19 protein-coding genes are annotated in these 19,572 nt (G+C 62.3%); 5 read left to right on the top strand and 14 right to left on the bottom strand.

From position 1 onward, the window contains the following. Positions 1 to 1,652, bottom strand: a 1,652-nt coding sequence (locus tag U1A24_RS12770; RefSeq protein ID WP_322322351.1) for a transglycosylase domain-containing protein, incomplete at its 3' end; no start/stop codon positions are given. 252 nt (positions 1,653 to 1,904) lie between these two features. Here U1A24_RS12770 and U1A24_RS12765 point away from each other — a divergent pair. Together U1A24_RS12765 and U1A24_RS12760 are read left to right on the top strand one after the other, a co-directional pair. Further along, positions 1,905 to 2,243, top strand: coding sequence for a P-II family nitrogen regulator (locus U1A24_RS12765; RefSeq protein ID WP_322322350.1), 339 nt, complete (start codon positions 1,905 to 1,907; stop codon positions 2,241 to 2,243). Between the two features lie 13 nt (positions 2,244 to 2,256). Further along, entirely contained in the window at positions 2,257 to 3,600 is a 1,344-nt protein-coding gene (locus U1A24_RS12760) for an ammonium transporter (RefSeq protein WP_322322349.1), read from the top strand. A 139-nt stretch (positions 3,601 to 3,739) separates the two neighbouring features. Here the strand turns inward: U1A24_RS12760 and U1A24_RS12755 are convergent, their stop codons facing one another. From U1A24_RS12755 to dapA, 6 genes are all read right to left on the bottom strand, one after another. Then, on the bottom strand, positions 3,740 to 4,918 hold the full coding sequence (locus tag U1A24_RS12755) for an amino acid aminotransferase (RefSeq protein ID WP_322322348.1): 1,179 nt from the start codon (positions 4,916 to 4,918) through the stop codon (positions 3,740 to 3,742). A 3-nt stretch (positions 4,919 to 4,921) separates the two neighbouring features. Continuing rightward, positions 4,922 to 5,782 carry a 3-mercaptopyruvate sulfurtransferase gene (sseA, locus tag U1A24_RS12750; protein ID WP_322322347.1) on the bottom strand — a complete coding sequence of 287 codons (861 nt, stop codon included), beginning with the start codon at positions 5,780 to 5,782 and terminating at the stop codon, positions 4,922 to 4,924. Positions 5,783 to 5,890: 108 nt separating this feature from the next. Then, positions 5,891 to 6,184, bottom strand: a complete 294-nt coding sequence (locus U1A24_RS12745; RefSeq protein WP_322322346.1) for a hypothetical protein — start codon at positions 6,182 to 6,184, stop codon at positions 5,891 to 5,893. Between the two features lie 137 nt (positions 6,185 to 6,321). After that, positions 6,322 to 6,807, bottom strand: a complete 486-nt coding sequence (gene smpB, locus U1A24_RS12740; protein ID WP_322322345.1) for an SsrA-binding protein SmpB — start codon at positions 6,805 to 6,807, stop codon at positions 6,322 to 6,324. 54 nt (positions 6,808 to 6,861) lie between these two features. Then, positions 6,862 to 7,722, bottom strand: a complete 861-nt coding sequence (locus U1A24_RS12735) for a DMT family transporter (RefSeq protein ID WP_322322344.1) — start codon at positions 7,720 to 7,722, stop codon at positions 6,862 to 6,864. A gap of 102 nt (positions 7,723 to 7,824) precedes the next feature. Continuing rightward, complete coding sequence (gene dapA, locus U1A24_RS12730; RefSeq protein WP_322322343.1) at positions 7,825 to 8,697, bottom strand: 4-hydroxy-tetrahydrodipicolinate synthase; 873 nt, start codon at positions 8,695 to 8,697, stop codon at positions 7,825 to 7,827. 157 nt (positions 8,698 to 8,854) lie between these two features. Here dapA and U1A24_RS12725 point away from each other — a divergent pair, with 157 nt between their 5' ends. Further along, positions 8,855 to 10,807, top strand: coding sequence for a transglycosylase SLT domain-containing protein (locus U1A24_RS12725; protein ID WP_322322342.1), 1,953 nt, complete (start codon positions 8,855 to 8,857; stop codon positions 10,805 to 10,807). 113 nt (positions 10,808 to 10,920) lie between these two features. On the opposite strand, the gene U1A24_RS12720 is transcribed toward U1A24_RS12725, so the two are convergent. The 4 genes from U1A24_RS12720 to mnmD all read right to left on the bottom strand — a co-directional run bounded on the left by U1A24_RS12720 (position 10,921) and on the right by mnmD (position 13,977). Then, on the bottom strand, positions 10,921 to 11,400 hold the full coding sequence (locus U1A24_RS12720) for a hypothetical protein (RefSeq protein ID WP_322322341.1): 480 nt from the start codon (positions 11,398 to 11,400) through the stop codon (positions 10,921 to 10,923). 161 nt (positions 11,401 to 11,561) lie between these two features. Further along, positions 11,562 to 12,449 carry a DMT family transporter gene (locus U1A24_RS12715; protein WP_322322340.1) on the bottom strand — a complete coding sequence of 296 codons (888 nt, stop codon included), beginning with the start codon at positions 12,447 to 12,449 and terminating at the stop codon, positions 11,562 to 11,564. After that, positions 12,446 to 13,315: a DMT family transporter gene (locus tag U1A24_RS12710; RefSeq protein ID WP_322322339.1), complete on the bottom strand. Its 870-nt coding sequence runs from the start codon at positions 13,313 to 13,315 to the stop codon at positions 12,446 to 12,448. The genes U1A24_RS12715 and U1A24_RS12710 overlap by 4 nt, the downstream gene beginning before the upstream one ends. Further along, complete coding sequence (gene mnmD, locus U1A24_RS12705; RefSeq protein WP_416173491.1) at positions 13,312 to 13,977, bottom strand: tRNA (5-methylaminomethyl-2-thiouridine)(34)-methyltransferase MnmD; 666 nt, start codon at positions 13,975 to 13,977, stop codon at positions 13,312 to 13,314. The genes U1A24_RS12710 and mnmD overlap by 4 nt, the downstream gene beginning before the upstream one ends. 40 nt (positions 13,978 to 14,017) lie before the next feature. On the opposite strand from mnmD, the gene U1A24_RS12700 reads away from it, so the two are divergent. Next, complete coding sequence (locus U1A24_RS12700; protein ID WP_322322337.1) at positions 14,018 to 15,043, top strand: FAD-binding oxidoreductase; 1,026 nt, start codon at positions 14,018 to 14,020, stop codon at positions 15,041 to 15,043. Between the two features lie 206 nt (positions 15,044 to 15,249). Here the strand turns inward: U1A24_RS12700 and U1A24_RS12695 are convergent, their stop codons facing one another. Next, positions 15,250 to 16,263: a hypothetical protein gene (locus tag U1A24_RS12695; protein ID WP_322322336.1), complete on the bottom strand. Its 1,014-nt coding sequence runs from the start codon at positions 16,261 to 16,263 to the stop codon at positions 15,250 to 15,252. A 124-nt stretch (positions 16,264 to 16,387) separates the two neighbouring features. On the opposite strand from U1A24_RS12695, the gene U1A24_RS12690 reads away from it, so the two are divergent. Next, positions 16,388 to 17,401 (top strand): AraC family transcriptional regulator, encoded by a 1,014-nt coding sequence (locus U1A24_RS12690; protein WP_322322335.1) that lies wholly within the window; start codon positions 16,388 to 16,390, stop codon positions 17,399 to 17,401. Here the strand turns inward: U1A24_RS12690 and mtaB are convergent. Together mtaB and dapF are read right to left on the bottom strand one after the other, a co-directional pair. Continuing rightward, entirely contained in the window at positions 17,398 to 18,666 is a 1,269-nt protein-coding gene (gene mtaB / locus U1A24_RS12685) for a tRNA (N(6)-L-threonylcarbamoyladenosine(37)-C(2))-methylthiotransferase MtaB (protein ID WP_322322334.1), read from the bottom strand. The genes U1A24_RS12690 and mtaB overlap by 4 nt on opposite strands. Beyond that, positions 18,663 to 19,511: a diaminopimelate epimerase gene (gene dapF / locus U1A24_RS12680; protein ID WP_322322333.1), complete on the bottom strand. Its 849-nt coding sequence runs from the start codon at positions 19,509 to 19,511 to the stop codon at positions 18,663 to 18,665. The genes mtaB and dapF overlap by 4 nt, the downstream gene beginning before the upstream one ends. Between the last annotated feature and the right edge of the window lie 61 nt (positions 19,512 to 19,572).

Below are 19,572 nucleotides of genomic sequence, written 5' to 3'. Positions count from 1 at the left end.
GGGGTCACCGCCGAGCCGCCGTTGAGGATGCCCGCATAGGCACCGGTCATCTCGATCAGGGTGGATTCCGACGCGCCAAGCGCAAGCGCCGGGCCTGCCGCTAGATCGGACTGGATGCCGAAACCCGCGGCAATCGCGCGCACCGATTCGCGCCCGACCGCTTCCGAGACCCGCACGGCGGGGATGTTGCGGCTTTCCTTCAGGGCTTGGGTCAGGGTGATCAGGCCCTCGAACTTGTGGTCGTAGTTGTCGGGGGTCCACTTGCCGGAACCGGGGATGCTCATGGTCAGCGGGGTGTCTTCGACAAAATCGGCGGGCGACCAGCCCAGATCAAGCGCTGCGGCATAGACGAAGGGTTTGAACGACGATCCGGTTTGACGCAGGGCTTGGGTGGCGCGGTTGAAGGCCCCGGCATTTTCGGTTTTGCGCCCGCCGACCATGGCGCGCACGGCACCGTCCGCACTCATCACCACGATGGCGGCTTGGGCTTTGGAGCCTTTGGCGACCTTGTTGTCGAACACCCAAGCCAGCGCCTCTTCGGCGTCGCGTTGCAGCTTTTGATCCAGCGTGGTGCGCATGATCACGTCTTCGGTGGTGGTCGAGGTCAGGAAATCCGGCGCGGTTTCCATCACCCAATCGGCAAAGAAGCCGCCGGATTTGGTTTGCGCCGCATCCGACAACTGGGCCGGATTGGCATGGGCGTCGGCGGCTTGCTCGGCGGTGAGATAGCCCTGTTCAGCCATCAGGTCGATGATCACATCGGCGCGGTCTTGCGCGCGTTTCAGGCTGTTGGTGGGGGCATAGCGCGAGGGTGCCTTGAGCAAGCCTGCCAGCATTGCGGCTTGAGCGGGGGTCAGGTCATTGGCGGATGTGCCAAAGTAACGCTGGGCTGCGGCCTCGAAGCCGCGTGCGCCTGCGCCCAGATAGGCGCGGTTGAAGTAGATCGTCAGAATCTCGGCTTTGGTGTATTTGGCTTCCATCGCAATGGAATAGGGGATCTCTTTCAGCTTGCGCTTGACGCCACCGCCGCGGCAGTCGGCCTCATAATCGGCCTCGGTTTTCCATTGTTTGGGGTCATAGGGCACGCCAAGGCAAAGCAGTTTGGCTACCTGCTGGGTGATGGTCGAGCCGCCGTTGCCTTCCAGCGGGCCCCGGCCCGCAGCAAGGTTGATGCTGATCGCTGATGCGATGCCGCGCGGGCTGACGCCGAAATGCCGGTAAAAGCGTTTGTCCTCGGTGGCGATGACGGCATGCAGCAGGAAGGGCGAGACGGTGTCGGCGGTGATCTGGCCGCCGAACGTTTCCCCGCGCCAGGCAAACACGGTGTCGTTGCGATCCAGCAGTGTGACCGAGCCTTTGGCGCGGGCATCCAGCAAGTCGCCCACCGGCGGCAGTTGCTGGTAGAAGTAGAACACGATCCCGGCCAGCACCATGCCGCAGACGGCGGACACCCGCCAGAATGTCCCCCAGATGATCCGCCAGATCGCATGGATGAAGCGGGTCAGGATATTGCCGCGCCGCACGATCACCACCTTGAGCGGTTTTGGTTTCTTCGGCGGCGGGGTGCCGCGTCCGCCCGTTGTGGCTGCTTTTTGCGCGATATACCGCCGGTCTGCCACCAGCGATTTGCCGCCTTTGCCCGATGTCGCCATGCCTGTTTGTGCCCTTTTAAGCGGTTTTCGCCACTCTACTCGGTTCAGTGCGGAATGCGAAGTCGAAGCACTGCCGATTCGCGGTTCCTTGCCGCTTAAATTTGCATCGCAAGGTGGGGTGATTGATTAAATTTTAGGCAAACCACTCTCGCGCCCATTTTTTACGCCATCTGAAACTTGTGCTGCAGGTGCGAAGGCCGCCTGATCACGAGTGAGGGCCGCCAAGGGCCTTGGGAAACAAAGGGGTGCATCGTGAAAATGATCATAGCCGCCATTAAGCCCTACAAGCTGGACGAGGTCCGCGAAGCGCTGACCGCGATCGGCGTGCAGGGGATGATGGTGACAGAAATCAAGGGTTTCGGCATGCAGTCGGGCCATACTGAAATCTACCGCGGTGCAGAATATGCGGTGAATTTCGTTCCGAAAATGCGGCTGGAGATCGTCGTGACCGACGCGCTGGCCGATACGGTGGTTGAGGCGATCACCAAGACCGCCCGCACCGGTAAAATCGGCGACGGCAAGATTTTTGTGTTGGACGTGGAGCGTGCCCTGCGGGTGCGCACCGGCGACGTCGATGACGACGCGCTGTGAGAGGGGACAGAACATGCTGAAAAAATTAGGACTTTCTGCGGTGGCGATCATTGCGGCTTTGCCCGCTTTGGCGCAAGAAACCGCTGCACCGGCGGTTGAGGCGGTGGTCGAAGCCGCGGCTCCGGTGATGGACAAGGGCGACGTGTCGTGGATGATGATCTCGACCGTGCTGGTGCTGTTCATGACCCTTCCCGGCCTTGCGCTGTTCTACGGCGGGCTTGTGCGCAGCAAGAACATGCTGTCGGTGCTGATGCAAACCACGCTGATCGCTTGCCTCGTCATGGTGCTGTGGGTGATCTATGGTTACTCGGTGACCTTCGGCGGCGGCACTTCGCCCTATTGGGGCGGCTTCGGCAAGCTGTTCCTGGCGGGTGTGACGCCGGATAGCATGGCGGCGACCTTCTCAGCGGGCTTTGTGATCCCGGAATATCTGTTCATCGCCTTCCAGATGACCTTTGCGGCAATTACCCCCGGCCTGATCATCGGTGCTTTCGCAGAGCGGGTGAAGTTCACGGCCGTGCTGGCGTTCAGCGCGCTTTGGGTGACCTTCGTCTACTTCCCGGTTGCGCATATGGTCTGGGACGTTTCGGGCCTGATCTTTGTGATGGGCGCGATTGACTTCGCAGGCGGCACGGTGGTGCACATCAACGCGGGTATCGCGGCACTGGTCGGTTGCCTCGTGATCGGCAAGCGCGTCGGCTACGGCAAAGAAAACATGGCACCGCATTCGATGGTGATGACCATGATCGGGGCTTCGATGCTGTGGGTGGGCTGGTTTGGCTTCAACGTCGGCTCCAATCTGGAAGCCAATGGCGGCGCTACTCTGGCGATGATCAACACCTTCCTTGCCACCGCAGCGGCGACGCTGGCCTGGTCGCTGCTGGAAGGTATTCAGCGCGGCAAGGCGTCGATGCTGGGTGCGGCTTCGGGTATGGTGACCGGTCTGGTTGCGATCACCCCGGCTTGCGGCACGGTTGGTCCGATGGGCGCTTTGGCTCTGGGCGTGCTGGCGGTTCTGGCCTGCTACTTCTTCGTCACCGTGGTGAAGAACAAGCTGAAATACGACGACAGCCTTGACGTGTTCGGCATCCACGGCGTCGGCGGTATCGTCGGCGCGATCCTGACCGGCGTGTTCTCGGCGGGTTCTCTGGGCGGCGTGAAGGGCGATGACTATTCGATCGCAGCACAAACCTGGATCCAGATCGAAGCTGTGGCGATCACCCTGGTGTGGTCGGGCGTCATCTCGTTCATCATCTACAAGCTGATCGACATGACCATTGGCCTGCGGGTCGATGCCGACACCGAGCGTCAGGGTCTTGATCTGGCGGCGCATGGTGAAGCGGCTTATCACGGCTGATAACGGCACCCTCCGGCGGTTCCTCCCCGCCGGGTGGTGAGACAAGAACGGCCCGCAGGATCCTCCCCCTGCGGGCCGTTTTCATTTGGCGCAAGCGATTTTCGTGACGAAAATCGTGCCGGAAAATGGGATTTTCCGGTTACGCGGTGAGGCCCGCGATGGCCTTTGCAAGGATCGGCACGGTTTTGGCGTTCAGGCCCGCGATGTTGATCCGGCTGTCGCCCACCATGTAGATGCCGTGTTGCTCGCGCAGGATATTGACCTGCGCTTCGGTCAGGCCAAGGCGGCTGAACATGCCGCGATGTGAGGCCACGAAATCAAACCGATCCGAGTTGGTGGCACGGCGGAGTTCATCCGCAAGGCTTTGGCGCAGGGTCAGCATGTTGAGGCGGACTTCTTCCAGCTCGGCCTTCCAGTCGGCACGCAGCGCGTCATCTTCCAGAATCATCGTCACCAGCCGCGCGCCGTGATCGGGCGGGAAGCTGTAGTTTTGCCGGTTCAGGAAGGCGAGATTGCCTTGGGTGACGGTTTTACGGGCAGGGTCGCCAAGCGCGATCAGTATGCCGGTGCGTTCGCGGTAGATGCCGAAGTTTTTGCTGCAACTAGCGGCGATCAGCACTTCGGGGAAGCTGTTGGCGATCATGCGGGTGGCTGCGGCGTCTTCTTCCAATCCGTCGCCAAAGCCTTGATACGCAAGGTCAACGAAGGGAATAGCGCCTTTCGCCAGCAGCAATTTCGCGACTTCGGCCCATTGATCGGCGTTCAGGTTTGCACCAGTCGGGTTGTGGCAGCAGCCGTGCAGCAGCACGGCGTCGCCAGCTTGCACGCCTTTGAGGTCTGCCATCAGGCCTGCAAAGTCGATGCCACGGGTTTCGGCGTCGAAATAGCGATACTCGGCCATCTTCATGCCAAGGTATTTGATGATCGAAGGATGGTTGGGCCAGGTTGGGTTGGACAGCCACACCGTAGCATTGGGCGAGGCGAGTTTGATCAACTCCAGCGCCTGCCGGATCGCACCCGTGCCGCCGGGCGTGGCGACGGACGCCGCGCGGTCGGCGTAGCCATCCCCGAGGATCATCTTGGCCATCGCGGCGTTATAGGCGGGCTCGCCTGCAAGGCCGGTGTAGGTCTTGGTGGTCTCAATTTCCCATAGCTTCTTCTCGGCAGCTTTCACCGCGCGCATCACCGGGGTCAGGCCGGTGGCGTCTTTGTACACCCCGACGCCGAGGTCGATTTTATCCGCGCGGGGATCGTCTTTGTACATCTGGATCAGTTGCAGGATTTTGTCCTGCGGCTGCGGGTTCAGTGTCTCTAGCATCGCTTAACCTTTCTCAACCGCGAGGTCGTCATACATGCCCCATTCGGCCCAAGAGCCATCGTAGAGCGCATGGTTGCGGTGGCCGATACGCTCCAGCGCCAAGCTGAGGATCGCGGCGGTCACGCCTGAACCGCAGGAGGTGATCGCGGGTTTGGCAAGGTTCACGCCTGCGGCCTCGAACACCTCGCGCAGGGCATCGGGGGATTTCATCGTGCCATCGGTGTTCAAAAGCGTGCTGTAGGGCACATTCTTGGAACCGGGAATATGGCCAGAGCGCAGGCCAGGGCGGGGCTCGGCCACCTCACCCTTGAAGCGGGGGGCAGAGCGGGCGTCGATGATTTCGGCCTCGCCCAGCTTGGCGGCATGGGCGACTTGGGTGACATCTTTCACCAGATGGTTCTGGCGACTGACGGTCATGTGCCGGTCGCGCAGGGTCGGGGGCATGTCTTCGATTTCACGCCCCTCGGCACGCCATTTCGGCAGGCCACCATCCAGCACGGCCACGTCGGTCTTGCCCATCAGCCGGAAGGTCCACCACACCCGCGCGGCCGAAAACAGGCCAGAGCCGTCATAGATCACCACCTGATGGCCGTCACCGATGCCCATCGCGCGCAAGCGTGAGATGAATTTCTCGGGCGGCGGGGCCATATGCGGCAGGGCCGAGCGCTGGTCGGTGATCTCGTCAATGTCGAAAAACCGCGCGCCGGGGATATGGGCGGCGGCATATTCCGCCTTCGCGTTGCGGCCTGCGTCGGGGAGATACCAGCTGGCGTCGATCAGCCGCAGATCGGGGTCGGCGCGGTGCGCGGCCAGCCAGGCGGTGCTGACCAAGGTTTTCGGATCATCGGTGGGAGAGGGGATCATCTGGGGCCTCGGGCTGCGGATTTCGGCGGGGATGCCGTTGCAGTTAAACCCATGCAGGCCGTCAGACAAGAGAGCGCGGGCGCGGATCGGCGCGCCCGCGCAATAAAATTAGCTTTTCACCATGGCGTTTTTAACCGCGCCGATGATCGCCATCAGCACACCGCCACCCACGCCGCCCGAAAGCACCGATGCGATGATCGAGGCCGCATCCGTGGCGCCCGTGGCCGCCGCAGTTGCCCCTGCGCCGCCCACCATGGCAAGGATCTGGCCACCCAGACCGCCGCCAAGAATACCGGCAATCGAATTGCCCAGTGTGCCGAGGTTGAGGTTTTTCAGCATCGCGCCTGCCGCGTTGCCGCCCAAAGCACCAGCGATCAGCTGGATGATCAGGTTCATATCCATGCTACTCAGTCCTTCCCACATGATGCCCGCCGTTGTGGCGTGACATATCCCGGCCATTTCTGGACCCGGAGGTCTAGGACCGGATAGGGGGAATTATGCCAGAATCTAGGCATTTAGGCAATGTTTTCAGCAGAGTGCTAAAGCTTGGCCCTCATGCCCTCTTTCATGATGCGGGATTTCTGACGATCCCAATCACGCTTGGCCGAGGTCTCACGCTTGTCGGCCAGCTTTTTGCCCTTGGCGACGCCGAGTTTCAGCTTCACCATGCCGCGCTCGTTGAAATACATTTTCAACGGCACGATGGTCATGCCTTCGCGTCCCACGGCATTCCACAGGCGTGACAGTTCTTTCTTGTTTACCAGCAGCTTACGACGGCGGCGTTCATCATGCGGGAACATCACGGCTTGCAGATAGGGCGCGATATAGCCGTTGATCAGCCACAACTCGCCGCCCTCGACCGAGGCATAGCTTTCGGCGATGTTGGAGCCACCCTTGCGCAAGGATTTGACTTCCGAGCCATGCAGCATGATGCCAGCCTCCAGATCCCACTCGATGGCAAAATCGAAGCGGGCGCGCCGGTTTTCGGCGATCAATTTGGAGTTGGGGTCTGATTTTTCTACCATAATGCGCTGGAAATAGGGGTTCGCTTGGGCAGAGTCCAGTCGGGCGCGCTGAAATTAGCCGCGACGGCGGTTCTGGCCAAGGATGATCACGCCACAGGCGACGATGATCGCGGCCCCGGTCAGGGTGGCGGCATCAGGGCGCTCGCCGAACACCGTGACGCCAAGCACCATCGCGAACAGCAGACGGGTGTAGCGGAACGGGGTGACCACGGCGATCTCGCCGCTGCGCATCGCGGTGGTCAGCGCAGCATAGGCGGCGATGCCGAAAGTGGCGGCTCCGACGATCAGGCCGAGGGTTTGCGGGTTGGGCAAAGTGGCTTTGCCGGTGACGGCGGTAATGATTGCACCGGACAGCGCCAGCATGATGAACCCGGTGACGCCGAGTTGTGCATTCGATAGCGCTGGGGGTGCTGCGCGGGTGGCAAGGTCGCGGCCCGCAAAGCCCAGCATGGCGATCAGCGCGAGCAGGGAGAGTGCCGAGAAGCCGTCAAGGCCGGGGCGCAGGATGATCAGCACGCCGAGAAACCCGAGCAGGATCAGCAGCCAGCGCTTCAACCCGACGGTTTCGCCAAAGATCACGGCGGCGCCCAGCACCACCACCAAGGGCGTGGCTTGCAGGATCGCCGAGGCGACAGAAATTGGCGTCAGCGCAATGGCAAGGGCGTAGAACAGCCGCCCGGTGATCTCAAACCCCGAGCGCAGCGCCATGGTGCCGGTGAACATCGCGCGCGGGATCGGCGGATCGCCTGCGCGCATCGCCATTGCGGCAAACACCGCGATGCCGATCAGCCCCATGATCAAAATCGCCTCGCCCACCGGAATGGCCTGGCTGGCGGCTTTCAGGAACGCATCCTCTGCCGCGAAGCCCGCCATCGAGGCGGTCATGTAAAGGCTGCCGCGCAGGTTGGGGGTCATCGGGACTTTCTGGGATTTGCTCTTTTTGAAATACTCCCGCCGGAGGCATCCGAGGCTGGCGCGGGGAGCCTCCGGCGGGGATATTTAAGCCAAGATGAAAGCTTAGATCAGGCCTGCGTGCTGCATGGCGGCTTTGATGCGGGCCTTGGTGGGATCGGTCAGGCCGACCAGCGGCAGGCGGACCTCTTCGGCGCAGAGGCCGAGCAGCGACAGGCCGTATTTCGCGCCGACAAGACCGGGCTCAAGGAAGATCGCTTCGTGCAGCGGCATCAGTTTGTCTTGGTATGCAAGGGCTTTGCTGTAGTCGCCTGCAAGCGTCGCCGCTTGGAATTCTGCACACAGGCGCGGGGCGACGTTGGCCGTGACGCTGATACAGCCAATCCCGCCGTGGGCGTTGAAGCCCAAGGCGGTGGCGTCTTCACCCGAAAGCTGGATGAAATCCGCACCACAGGTGGCGCGCTGCATCGAGACACGCTCGATCTTGCCGGTGGCGTCTTTGACGCCGATGATGCGCGGCAATTTTGCCAGAATGCCCATGGTGTCAGGCGACATATCGACGACCGAGCGGCCGGGAATGTTGTAGATGATGATCGGCAGCGTGCAGCAATCGTGCAGGGCGGTATAATGCGCCACCAGCCCGGCTTGGGTCGGGCGGTTGTAGTAGGGCGTCACCACAAGCGCTGCATCGGCACCGACTTTCTCGGCAAAGCGGATCAGGCTGATACCTTCCGAGGTGTTGTTCGACCCGGCACCGGCGATCACCGGCACGCGGCCCGCGGCGGTTTCCACCACCACTTCGATGACTTTCTGGTGCTCTTCGTGGCTTAGCGTCGGGCTTTCGCCAGTGGTGCCAACTGGGACCAAGCCCGTGGAGCCTTCGGCGATGTGCCACTCGACCAGCTTCTTCAGCGTCACCAGATCGAGTTCACCGTTCTTGAACGGCGTAACCAGTGCGGGAATGGACCCTTTGATCATGGTGCGCGTCTCCTCTGGAAGGGCGATCTGGAATCGCCGTTGTGTAAGCGCTGCCTACCTAACCGGGGATCGGCGTTTTGCCAAGTATGGGCGGCGATTTGCCGGGTTCACGGGGTTTTGGGTTGTGGGAATCCGGGGTGTAGGGCAAAATCGGCAAATGAGCAGAATAAGCAAGATCGCAAAAGCGGTCATAATCGGCGTTTCACTGGTGATGTCTCCTATGGCGCGGGCCGATCAGGCCGCGTCGTTCGCAACTGCGTTGAAAGCGGCAGAGGCCAGGAATTGGTCTACTGCGCTGACGGCGGCGCAGGGGGCGGGGGCCATCGGCGGCGATGTGATCTTATGGCAATGGCTGCGCGACGGGCAGGGCAAGCTGGGGGATTACGAAAGTTTCCTCGCGCGTCGCCCGGATTGGCCGGGGCTGGCTTTGCTGCGCGAAAAGGGTGAGATCGCGGTGGCGCGCTCGACCGATCCTGCGCGGGTGGTGGCGTATTTTGGCAAGACCAAACCGAAGACCGGGGCGGGGGCGGTGGCGCTGGTTTCTGCTTTGGTCGGCTTGGGGCGGTCTGGTGATGCCGAGGCCGAGGCGTTTCGGGCTTGGACCACGCTGAAGTTCGACGCGGCGGATGAGGCCGCGATGCTGGGCATCATGGGCGCGCCTTTGGCGGTGGCGCATGAGGTGCGGCTGGACCGGATTCTGTGGGACGGCGGGCGCAAAGCCGAGGCCGAGCGGATGCTGCCTCGGGTCTCAAAAGACTGGCGGGCCTTGGCGGTGGCGCGGATGGCGTTGCGGGCGGACAGCCCGGCGGCGGTCGATCTGGTAGAGGCGGTGCCGAAATCGGTGCTGGGCGATCCGGGGTTGGCCTATGATCGCTACAATTACCGGATGCGGGCGGATCGCTATGATGATGCGGCGACGTTGATCCTAGAGCGCAGCAAGACGGCGGCCAGTTTGGGCGATCCGCAGGCTTGGGCGAAGCGGCGGGCGGATTTGGCGCGGGTGTTGCTGCGGCTGGATCAGCCGAAGCAGGCGCTGCGGGTGGCGGCCAATCACCATCTGAGCGCAGGCGCGGAGTATGCCGATCTGGAGTTTCTGGCCGGCTTTATCGCGTTGCGGAAACTGGGCGAGCCGGATGTGGCGATCAAGCATTTCAAGCATCTGAAGGAAGCGGTGGCGACGCCGATCTCGGTGGCGCGGGCGGAATATTGGATGGGCCGCGCGCTGGAAGCTAAGGGCGACAAGGCGGGGGCGGATGCCGCCTATGCGCGGGCGGCGCGCAACCAGACCGCCTATTATGGCATGCTCGCATCCGAGAAGATCGGGCTGCCGCTGGACCCAAGCCTGGTGAATGATGGTGAGGCGACGCCGGGCTGGCGGACCTCTGGCTTTGCCAAGTCTTCGGTGTTGGCGGCGGGGATGGCTTTGGCCGAGGCGGGTGATCGCACGCTGGCGAAGCGTTTTTTCCTGCATCTGGCCGAGGGCTTGGACGGCAAGGAGCTGGAGCAGTTGGCCGACCTTGCGCTGCGAATGAACGAGCCGCATATCGCACTGCTGGTGGCGAAACAGGCGGCAGAACGCGGTCTGATCCTGCCGCGTGCTTACTATCCGGTGCCGGATATGGTGCCGGATGGCTTGCCGGTCAGCCGCGCTTTGGCTTTGTCGATTTCCCGGCGCGAAAGCGAGTTTGACCCGAGCGCGCAAAGCACGGTTGGCGCGCGCGGGCTGATGCAGGTGATGCCGGGCACGGCGGAACTTGTTGCCAAGCGGTTGGGGGAAACCTCGTCGGCGGGGCGGCTGATCAGCGATCCGCCGTTCAATGTGCGGATGGGATCGGTTTATCTGAGCCATATGGCCGAGGAATTCGGCCCCGCGGTGGCGCTGATCGCCTCGGGATATAACGCAGGGCCGGGGCGTCCGCGGAAATGGATCACCCAGTTTGGCGATCCGCGCAAGGATAGCGTTGATGTGGTGGATTGGGTCGAGATGATCCCGTTTTCTGAGACCCGCACCTATGTGATGCGGGTGGCGGAAGGGGTGGTGATCTACCGCGCCAAGCTGAAAGGTGTGGCGGGGCCGGTGCGGATTTCGGCGGAATTGACGGGGCGGTGAGGTTAACTGAGATCGCTTTGTTAAGGGGCCGATTTACGAAAGGTTGATGACGCAGAAAGCAGCCATTTTTAGTATAGGAACGGCGATATGGGTGGGGTGGCGGCTTACCCCCGCTAACCCCTAATGAACGCCGTTATTTCGGTAAAGTAGCTGCTATGCGCAGATCCCTCTGACCCCATGATTTCGATCAATGCACCGTTGACCACAAATGCGGAGCGCTGCCGATTTCTGTCCTTCACAATACGCTCTTCATATCCGCTATTTCTGAAAACGGCCTTGAAGGCTTCATGCGCCTCATGCGCCCCCCTGTTCGTTCCATAACTGAAGCTGCAAGAGGTATTGCGCCGCATTGAAATACTTGCACGATCGGTATGACCTCTTAGGCCTAGAACAGTGGCCTTCTTAATGTATTTTTTGCCGTTTTTTTGGAAACCATAATTTAGCAGGAAGCTGTTGTCCTGAGACTTGCCGGACAAACCATTTATGCAGGCTTGTGCTGCAAGTTTTGCAGTTTCGACAATGCCGTCGGCTTGAGCCTGCGAACTCATTACGATGCCGATAATGATTACGGCAAGAAACTTAGTATATTTCATTTTGTACGCCCCAAGCAAACTGACCACCCATCGCAATCCCATTGCACCGAGCGATTCCGGCACACAACGCAGTTGCCAAAAGGAACCGATGTATCGCTAACTGCAGTCCCCGAAAGGCAATCTTTCGGGACAGTTAGCAATAAATTCCGAAATTTCACATTTCAGACCTGCGGCGGTTCCTGCTGTTTCACGCGTTGGCGCCACAGGGTGAACAGGCCGGCGGCGACGACGACGCAGGCTCCGATGGCCACATTCGGACGCAGGGTTTCGCCGAACAGGAACACGCCCAGCAAAGCGATGAACATCAGTTGCAGATAGGCGAACGGCTGCACGGCAGAGGCCTCGGCCACGGCATAGGCTTTGATCAGCAGCCAATGCCCCAGGATTGCGGTGCAACACAGAGCGCCCATCCAGAGCCAATCCGTCGGCAGCATCGGTTGCCAATGCCACAGGCCAATCGGGGTCATCGCGAGGGCTCCGATCACGCCGGTCCAGAAGAACGACACCGAGGCGGGGTCTTTGCGGGCGACAAAGCGGGTGAGCAGGCCGTAGACCGCAAAGCCTGCGGCGCAGATCAGCGGGATCAGTGCCCAAGGTGAGAAAACAGCGATGCCGGGCTCTAGGATGATCAGCACGCCCGCAAAGCCGATGGCGATGGCAGTCCAGCGCCGCCAGCCGACTTTCTCACCCAAGATCGGGCCGGAGAGGGCTGCGACCAGCAGCGGGTAGCAGGCGAACACCGCATGACTTTCGATCAGCCCGAGTTTGATGAAGGCCACGACCATGGCGCAGACCTCGGCAACCAAGATGACGCCGCGGGCGATTTGCTGCAGGGGGAAACGGGTGCTGCTTGCGGCGCGCAGGCCGCCGGGGCTGCGGGCAGCCATTGCGATGACGAAAGCCGCAAAGGCCCAGAACCGGATCATCACCACCATATAGACGTTATAGCTGCCGCCCAAGTGGCGCGAAATGCCGTCTTGCAGCGCGAACACCACCGTGCTGGCCACCATCAACCAGATGCCAAGCTTCAGATTTTGTTCGGTTTTCATAGCGCACCCTTCGGTTCGGCTTTGGTCTGCCACAGCGAGTAAATCCCGGCGGCGATGATCAGGGCGGCACCGAGGATCACGGGAAGCGCCAGTTCCTCATCAAAGAAGGTCAGCCCCAAGATCGCGATAAACACGAAATGCAGATAAGCGAAGGGCTGCACGGCAGAGGCCTCGGCAATCTCATAGGTTTTTTGCAACAGCCAGTTCGACAGGATCGAGATGGTGGCATAGGTCAGGAAGATCGCGGTATCTTCGGGTTTGATGGCCTGCCAATGCGGCAGGCCGATCACTGTCATCAAGATCGCCCCCAGAAAGGCGGGCCAGAAAAAGCTGGCGAAGAACGGCTCATCCCGCGCGGTCAGGCGGGTCAGCACGCTATAGGCGGCGAAAAACAGCGCGGTGATCAGCGGCAGCAGTGCGGGCCAAGAGAACACGTCATGCCCCGGTCGCAGGATGATTAGCACACCGATCAGACCGACGCCGACGGTGGCCCAGCGTTGCCATGTCAGCCGCTCACCCAGGATCGGGCCGGATAGGGCGATGACGATCAGCGGGCAAACCGCGAAGACGGCATGGGCATTGATCAGGCCGATCAGAGTATAGGCATAAACCATGACGCAGATCTCGATCACCAGCAGCACGGCGCGCAGGGCTTGGGCTGCGGGGCGGCGGGTGCGGATGGCGGTCAGCAAGCCTTCGGGGCGGCGCAGGGCAAGAAACATCACGAAGGCGGCGAAGAACCAGTAGCGCACCATCACCACCATCAGGGTGTTGTAACGCTCGGCCAACAGGCGGGAAAAGCTGTCTTGCACCGCAAAGGCCGCAATGGCGGCGATCATCAACAGGATGCCTTTGCGGTTGTTCATGTAAGGGTTCCTGCCGACATGTGCTTTTTGCGGCCATGGCCGGGAAGGCGGGTGACTGCGAAGCCCGCGTCTTGCAGCGCGCGGCGGACATGGCCTGCGGCGGTGTAGGTGGCGAAGGTGCCGCCAGGTGCGGTGTGGCGGGCGACTTCGGTCAGGATTTCGGGCGACCAGAGTTCGGGGTTTTTCGCAGGCGAAAAGCCATCAAGGAACCAAGCGTCGGCTTTGCCGGACCATGCTGCGAGGGTTTCGCGGGCGTCGCCGAGGATGACTTCGGCGGTGATCTGGCCGAGTTGGAATTTGGTTTCGCCTTTGGCCCATGCGGTCAGGAAGGGCTCGGCCACACGGCGCGCTTCGGGGAAGTGATCCAGCGCGCGGGCGATGTCTTCTGAAGCGAGGGGAAAGGCTTCAAAGCTGGTGAAGCGGGTGGGGATTGTTGTGATCAGCGACAGGGCGAGCAGGTTCAATCCGGTGCCAAAGCCGAGTTCGGCTACGTGGAAGCCGGGGCTCAGTCGGGCGGGCAAGTCGTTGCCTTGCAGGAAGACATGGCGGGTCTCAGACAGGCCATCGTTTTTGGAGAAATACGGGTCGTCAAAGCGGGTCGAGACCGGGATCGCGTCGTCTTGCCAGGTCAGGGCCGATTGTGGGGAAGTGGTCATTGTCATATGCCCTTGGTCGGGCGGACCATGGGCAAGGCGGGGCGGAATGGCAAGGGTTGATCTGACGGTGCGGGGGGCGGGGATTTTCGGGTTGTCGGTGGCATGGGAGGCCGCGCGGCGGGGCGCGAAGGTGCGGGTGATCGAGACAGTTGGCATCGGGGCGGGGTCTTCGGGTGGCGTGGTGGGGGCGCTCAGCCCGCATGTGCCGGAAAGCTGGAACGCGAAGAAGGCGTTTCAGCTGGACAGTTTGTTGATGGCTGAAAGCTGGTGGGGCGCGGTCGAGGCGGCATCGGGGTTGATATCGGGCTATGGGCGGGTCGGGCGGTTGCAGCCGTTGATGGACCCCGCGGCGGTGGAACTTGCGCGGGCGCGGGGAGTGCAGGCGCAGGGGCTGTGGCGGGGGGAGGCTGTGTGGCGGGTCGTGCAGGCTACCGGGGCGGGGTGGGAGCCTGTGTCGCCCTCGGGGTGGTTGGTCGAGGACACGTTAAGCGCGCGGCTGCATCCTCGGATGGGCTGCGCGGCTTTGGTGGCGGCGATTGAGGCGGCGGGCGGGGAGGTTGTTGTGGGCGAGGCCGAGGAGGTCGGGCCGGTGGTCTGGGCGACGGGGGTGGCGGGGCTGGCCAGCTTGGGCGCGGATCTGGGGCGGGTTGTGGGCGGCGGCGTGAAGGGGCAGGCGATCTTGCTGCGCTATCCGGCGGAGGGGCTGCCGCAACTGTTCGCGGCTGGGCTGCATGTGGTGCCGCATGTCGATGGGACGGTGGCTGTGGGGTCTACGTCGGAGGCGGTGTGGGACGATCTGGGTGTGGATCATCAGGTCGAGGAGTTACACGCGCGGGCGGTGGCGGCTTTGCCTGTGCTGGCGGGGGCCGAGGTGGTGGAACGCTGGGCGGGGGTGCGGCCTCGGGCGAAGACTCGGGCCCCTTTGTTGGGGGCCTGGCCGGGGCGGGCGGGGCATTTTGTCGCCAATGGGGGGTTCAAGATTGGCTTCGGGATGGCCCCGAAGGTGGCCGAGGTGGTGGTGGATCTGGTGTTGGAGGGGCGCGATGCGATCCCGGAGGGGTTTCGGATTTAAGGCGTGTCCACGTGTGGACAGGGGGTTGGTTTATTTGGAATCAAGGGGTTAATGCGGTGTCGTTAACCTAGTGTTTACTTTTGCTGCTCTGACAGGGTGTGGTCTGGTAGATGCAGGCCCCGCAAAAGTAAGCCGCCCCTTTTGCCAGACGGGCAAGGCGGGATAGGGCGACTTGGTGGAGTGGGTAGGCGAAACCCGATACGAGTTTACAGACCCAACCCTGTGGCAATGTCGTCAATCAGGCGGTGGTGAACCTCGGTGCGATTGGTCTGGGCGGGGTCGGTGCAGATCGGGTCTTCGCCTTCTTCCTTCAGCATATCCTCGGCACCCGGTTTGCAGGTGGCGAGAAAGGTGAAATGGTTGGCAGGCGCGATGACGGTGTAGCTTGCGCCGGGCAGTCGGGCGGCAAGACCGTTGCCAGAAGGGCCAACATCAACCGCAGGCAGGCGATCGGCTTCGCCCAGATTGATCAGGTGGATCGGCACGGTGACGGCGGCTGCGCTGGCCGCAGTGACCGCACCGCCAAAACCGGGATCGACCGCCACCGCATGCCGGAGGCGCGGATCATGGGTGGAGATTGAGAAACCGGGTGCCGTGGCGAATTGCACACCGCCACGCAGGAAGAATCCGCAATCGGCAGCATCGGGGCCATTGGCGCAGCGCGCGGCCTGCGTTTTGCCATCAAACACCACCCCGGCAAGACCCAGAACGGTTGCCCCGCCCAGCGAAAAGCCGATGGCGCTGATCTGGGTTGTGTCGACATAGGGCGCAAAATCGGGATCGGCCAAGATCTTATCCAGCGCTGCGGTCAGATCGGCGGCGCGGGCGGCCAGATCGAGCGAGCGGCGGGCAGAACTGTCGCCACTGGTCGAACCGGGATGGTTCACCGCCAGCACAATCGCGCCTTTTGCCACCAAACCTGCGACCAGCCAGCCTAACTGATCGGCATTGCCGCCCGAGCCATGTGACAGCAAGACAAGCGGATGACGGCCTTGCAAGACGGCAGGGGCCATGAAGGCGGCGGTGGGATCGAAAAGCGGGCCATCGCCGATTTTGGTGCGATAGGTCGGACCTGCGGCGGGATACCAGATAAAGCCTGCAACCGGACGGGCGCGGTGTGCGGCGGTCAGATCAAAGCGATCATAGCCGGGAAGGGTTTCGGCCTGTGCGGTGCTGACAAGGCAAAGCAGCAGGGCGGTCAGGGTGGCGAGACGTTTCATGTGAACCTCTTGAGGATGAATGTCAGAGGAATTTGCGGCCTTGTGCAGCGGCTGGCGTCCTGTTTTCCGAAAACAGGTCGCCTTGATCCGAATTCTGTCCCAAAAGCAGGGCGGAGGTTTTGCCATGCTGATGTTGCCTGTTCCGGCCTTTGTCGCCTTGATTCTGTCCTACCTTGCGCTGCGCACATGGCTGTTGGGCGGACGGCGGTTGTTGGCGGCGTTTCTGGCCGCCTGCGCGGTGCAGTCTTTGGGCGTGGCGCTGGCGCAGTGCTATGGCATCACCGCGTTACAAACGGTGCTGCCGATCACGGCGGCCTGTCTGCCCCCGCTGGCATGGATCAGTTTTCGCGCATCGCTGTTTCGCGCGGTGGTCTGGCGTGAGGCTTTGCCGCATCTGGCAGCACCGCTGTTCTGCTTGTTTTGCCGGATCTTCGCGCCGCAGACTTTGGATATCGTCGTCGCAGCGATGTTTGCGGGCTATGGTGCTGCGATTCTGGCAAGTCTGCGGCAGGCGAAAGATCTGCCCTTGGCGCGGATAGCGGCGGGCGGCGTGCCTGCCACGATCTGGCGGGCGCTGGGGTGGTTGCTGATCGTATCAGCCTGTGCCGATGTGTTGATTGCGCTGGCCTTTGCGGCGGGCCAGCCGCTGTGGGCGCATCGCGTGATCAGCCTGTTCGCGTCCGGTTCCATCCTGTGTCTGGGGGTGTTGGGCAGTTTGCCGGATGCGGCGGGTGCGGCAGAGCCAGCTTTGCCTGCGGCGCCTGATGCGGATGCGCTTGTCGAGGATCAGGACATTGTGCTGAGGCTTGATGGGCTGTTGCAACGCGACAAGGCCTATCTTGATCCCGATCTGAGCATTCTGCGGCTGGCCCGGCGCTTGCATCTGCCGGAAAAGCGCATCTCGGCTGCGGTCAATCGGGCGACGGGGGGCAATGTGTCGCGCTACATCAACGCGTGGCGTATCGAACATGCGTGTCGTTTGCTGCGCGAGGGACAAAGCGTGACAGAGGCCATGCTGGGCAGCGGCTTTAACACCAAGTCGAATTTCAACCGCGAGTTTGCGCGGGTGACGCAGCTTAGCCCCAGCCTATGGCTGAAACAGAACGGGTCTGTGGCTGGCGCTTCGGCGCAGATTTAGGCCAGCAGGCGCGCGCCTTGGATGCCGCGAATGGTGGCGGTGAGGATCTGGCCTTCGGGGTGGTCGGCGCTGAAGCTGACTTCGGTGAATTGTTCGGTGCGGCCCATGCGGGGGGATTCGGTCAGGATGCGGTGGGATTGGCCAATTTGTGCGGTCAGGTGGTGGGTTAATGCGGCGTCTCCGGCGGCGCGGAGGCGGGCGGCGCGGGATTTGATCTCGGGGCCTTGCAGTTGCGGCATCCGCGCCGCCGGAGTGCCTTTGCGCGGGCTGAAGGGGAAGACGTGCAGGAAGGTCAGGTTGCAGTCTGTCACCAGTTTCAGGCTGTTTTCGAACATGGCTTCGGTTTCCGTGGGGAAGCCTGCGATGATGTCGGCACCGAAGATCATGTCGGGACGAAGTTTTTTGGCGTCTTCGCAGAAGCGGATCGCGTCGTCGCGCAGGTGGCGGCGTTTCATGCGTTTCAGGATCATGTCGTCACCTGCTTGAAGTGAAAGGTGCAGGTGGGGCATCAGGCGCGGCTCGGTGGCGATGGCGCCCATCAAGGCGTCGTCGGCTTCGATGCTGTCGATGGAACTGATCCGCAGGCGGGGCAGGTCTGGCACAAGGCGCAGGATGCGCATCACCAGATCGCCCAAGCGCGGGGTGGCGGGGAGGTCTGCGCCCCATGAGGTGAGATCGACCCCGGTGAGGACGACTTCGTTGAAGCCCTTGTCCACAAGGCGTTTGATCTGTTCGACGACCACGCCAGCGGGGACAGAGCGGGAATTGCCGCGGCCGTACGGGATGATGCAGAAGGTGCAGCGGTGATCGCAGCCGTTTTGCACTTGGACATAGGCGCGGTGGCGGCCAAAGCCGTCGATCAGGTGGCCTGCGGTTTCGCGGACCGACATGATGTCATCGACCTGCACCTTTTCGGTGATGCCGATCAGGTCGGGGGCTTTGAGGCTTTGCCACGTTGACGCCTGCATTTTCTCGGTATTGCCGATCACCTTGGTGACTTCGGCCATCGCGGCGAAGGTTTCGGGCTCGGTTTGCGCGGCGCATCCGGTGACGATGATCTGTGCGCCGGGGTTTTCACGGGCAAGTTTGCGGATTTCCTGTTTGGCTTTGCGCACGGCCTCGGCTGTGACGGCGCAGGTGTTGACCACGACTGCGCCTTGGATGCCTGCGGCGGCGGCGAGTTCTTTCATCGCCTCGGTTTCATAGGCATTCAGGCGACAGCCTAATGTGGCGAAGATGGGGGGTGTCGAAATCGGGGCGTTCATAGTGCGGCCAAAAAGGCGGGGGTGAGCGTGCCGTTGAAGATATGCGCGGTGGGGCCGGTGAGCCAAACGCCATCGTCGCGCCAATCGACGTGCAGGGTGCCGCCGTCGGCCTCTACCGTCACAGAGCGCCCGGTCAGGCCGCGCAAATGAGCGGCGACCACGACCGCACAGGTGCCGGACCCGCAGGCGAGGGTGACGCCTGCGCCACGCTCCCACACCCGCATCCGCAGATGGTCGGGGGCGAGGAGGTGGGCGAATTCGACATTGGTGCGCTGGGGGAACAGCGGGTGGTGTTCGGTGCCGGGGCCTTCAACGGTCAGGTTGACCGCTTCGGCATTGGGGACAAAAAACACGCAATGCGGGTTGCCCATGCCCACGGCGGCGGGGTTGCCGGGCAGGGGGAGGTTTAGGGTGTCGACTGCGTGGGAGAGCGGGATTTCGGACCAGTCCAGTTGTGGCGCGCCCATGTTGACCGAGATGCGGCCATTGGGGAGGCGCAGGGCGTGGAGTTGGCCGCGCTCGGTGATCAGGGTCAGCGCGTCACGGTCCAGTGCGTTCATCATGTATTCAGAGACGCAGCGGGTGGCGTTGCCGCAGGCGCCCGCACGGCTGCCGTCGCTGTTCCAGAAATCCAGTGCGAAATCGGCGGTTTGCGAATCGCGAATCTCTGCCAGTTGATCAAAGCCGGTGCCGCGATGGCGGTCGCCCAAAGCCTGCGCCAGTTTGGCCGTGACAACAGCCTCGCGGCCCCGCGAGTCGATGATGACAAAGTCGTTTCCAGCGCCATGCATCTTCATGAACGCAATGGCGGTTGGGTTTTTCGGGCTGTTCGCGGCGTTTTCCATCGCCTGCATATACGCCGCAGCGCAGCTTTTTGCCAGAGCCTGACGTTTTGTCTCTTGACCC

It is taken from the genome of Cypionkella sp. (assembly GCF_034376685.1).
In the GTDB taxonomy this organism is placed as follows: domain Bacteria; phylum Pseudomonadota; class Alphaproteobacteria; order Rhodobacterales; family Rhodobacteraceae; genus Cypionkella.
Note: the sequence above shows the minus strand (reverse complement) of the source record. Positions and strands in the feature narration are given on the sequence as shown.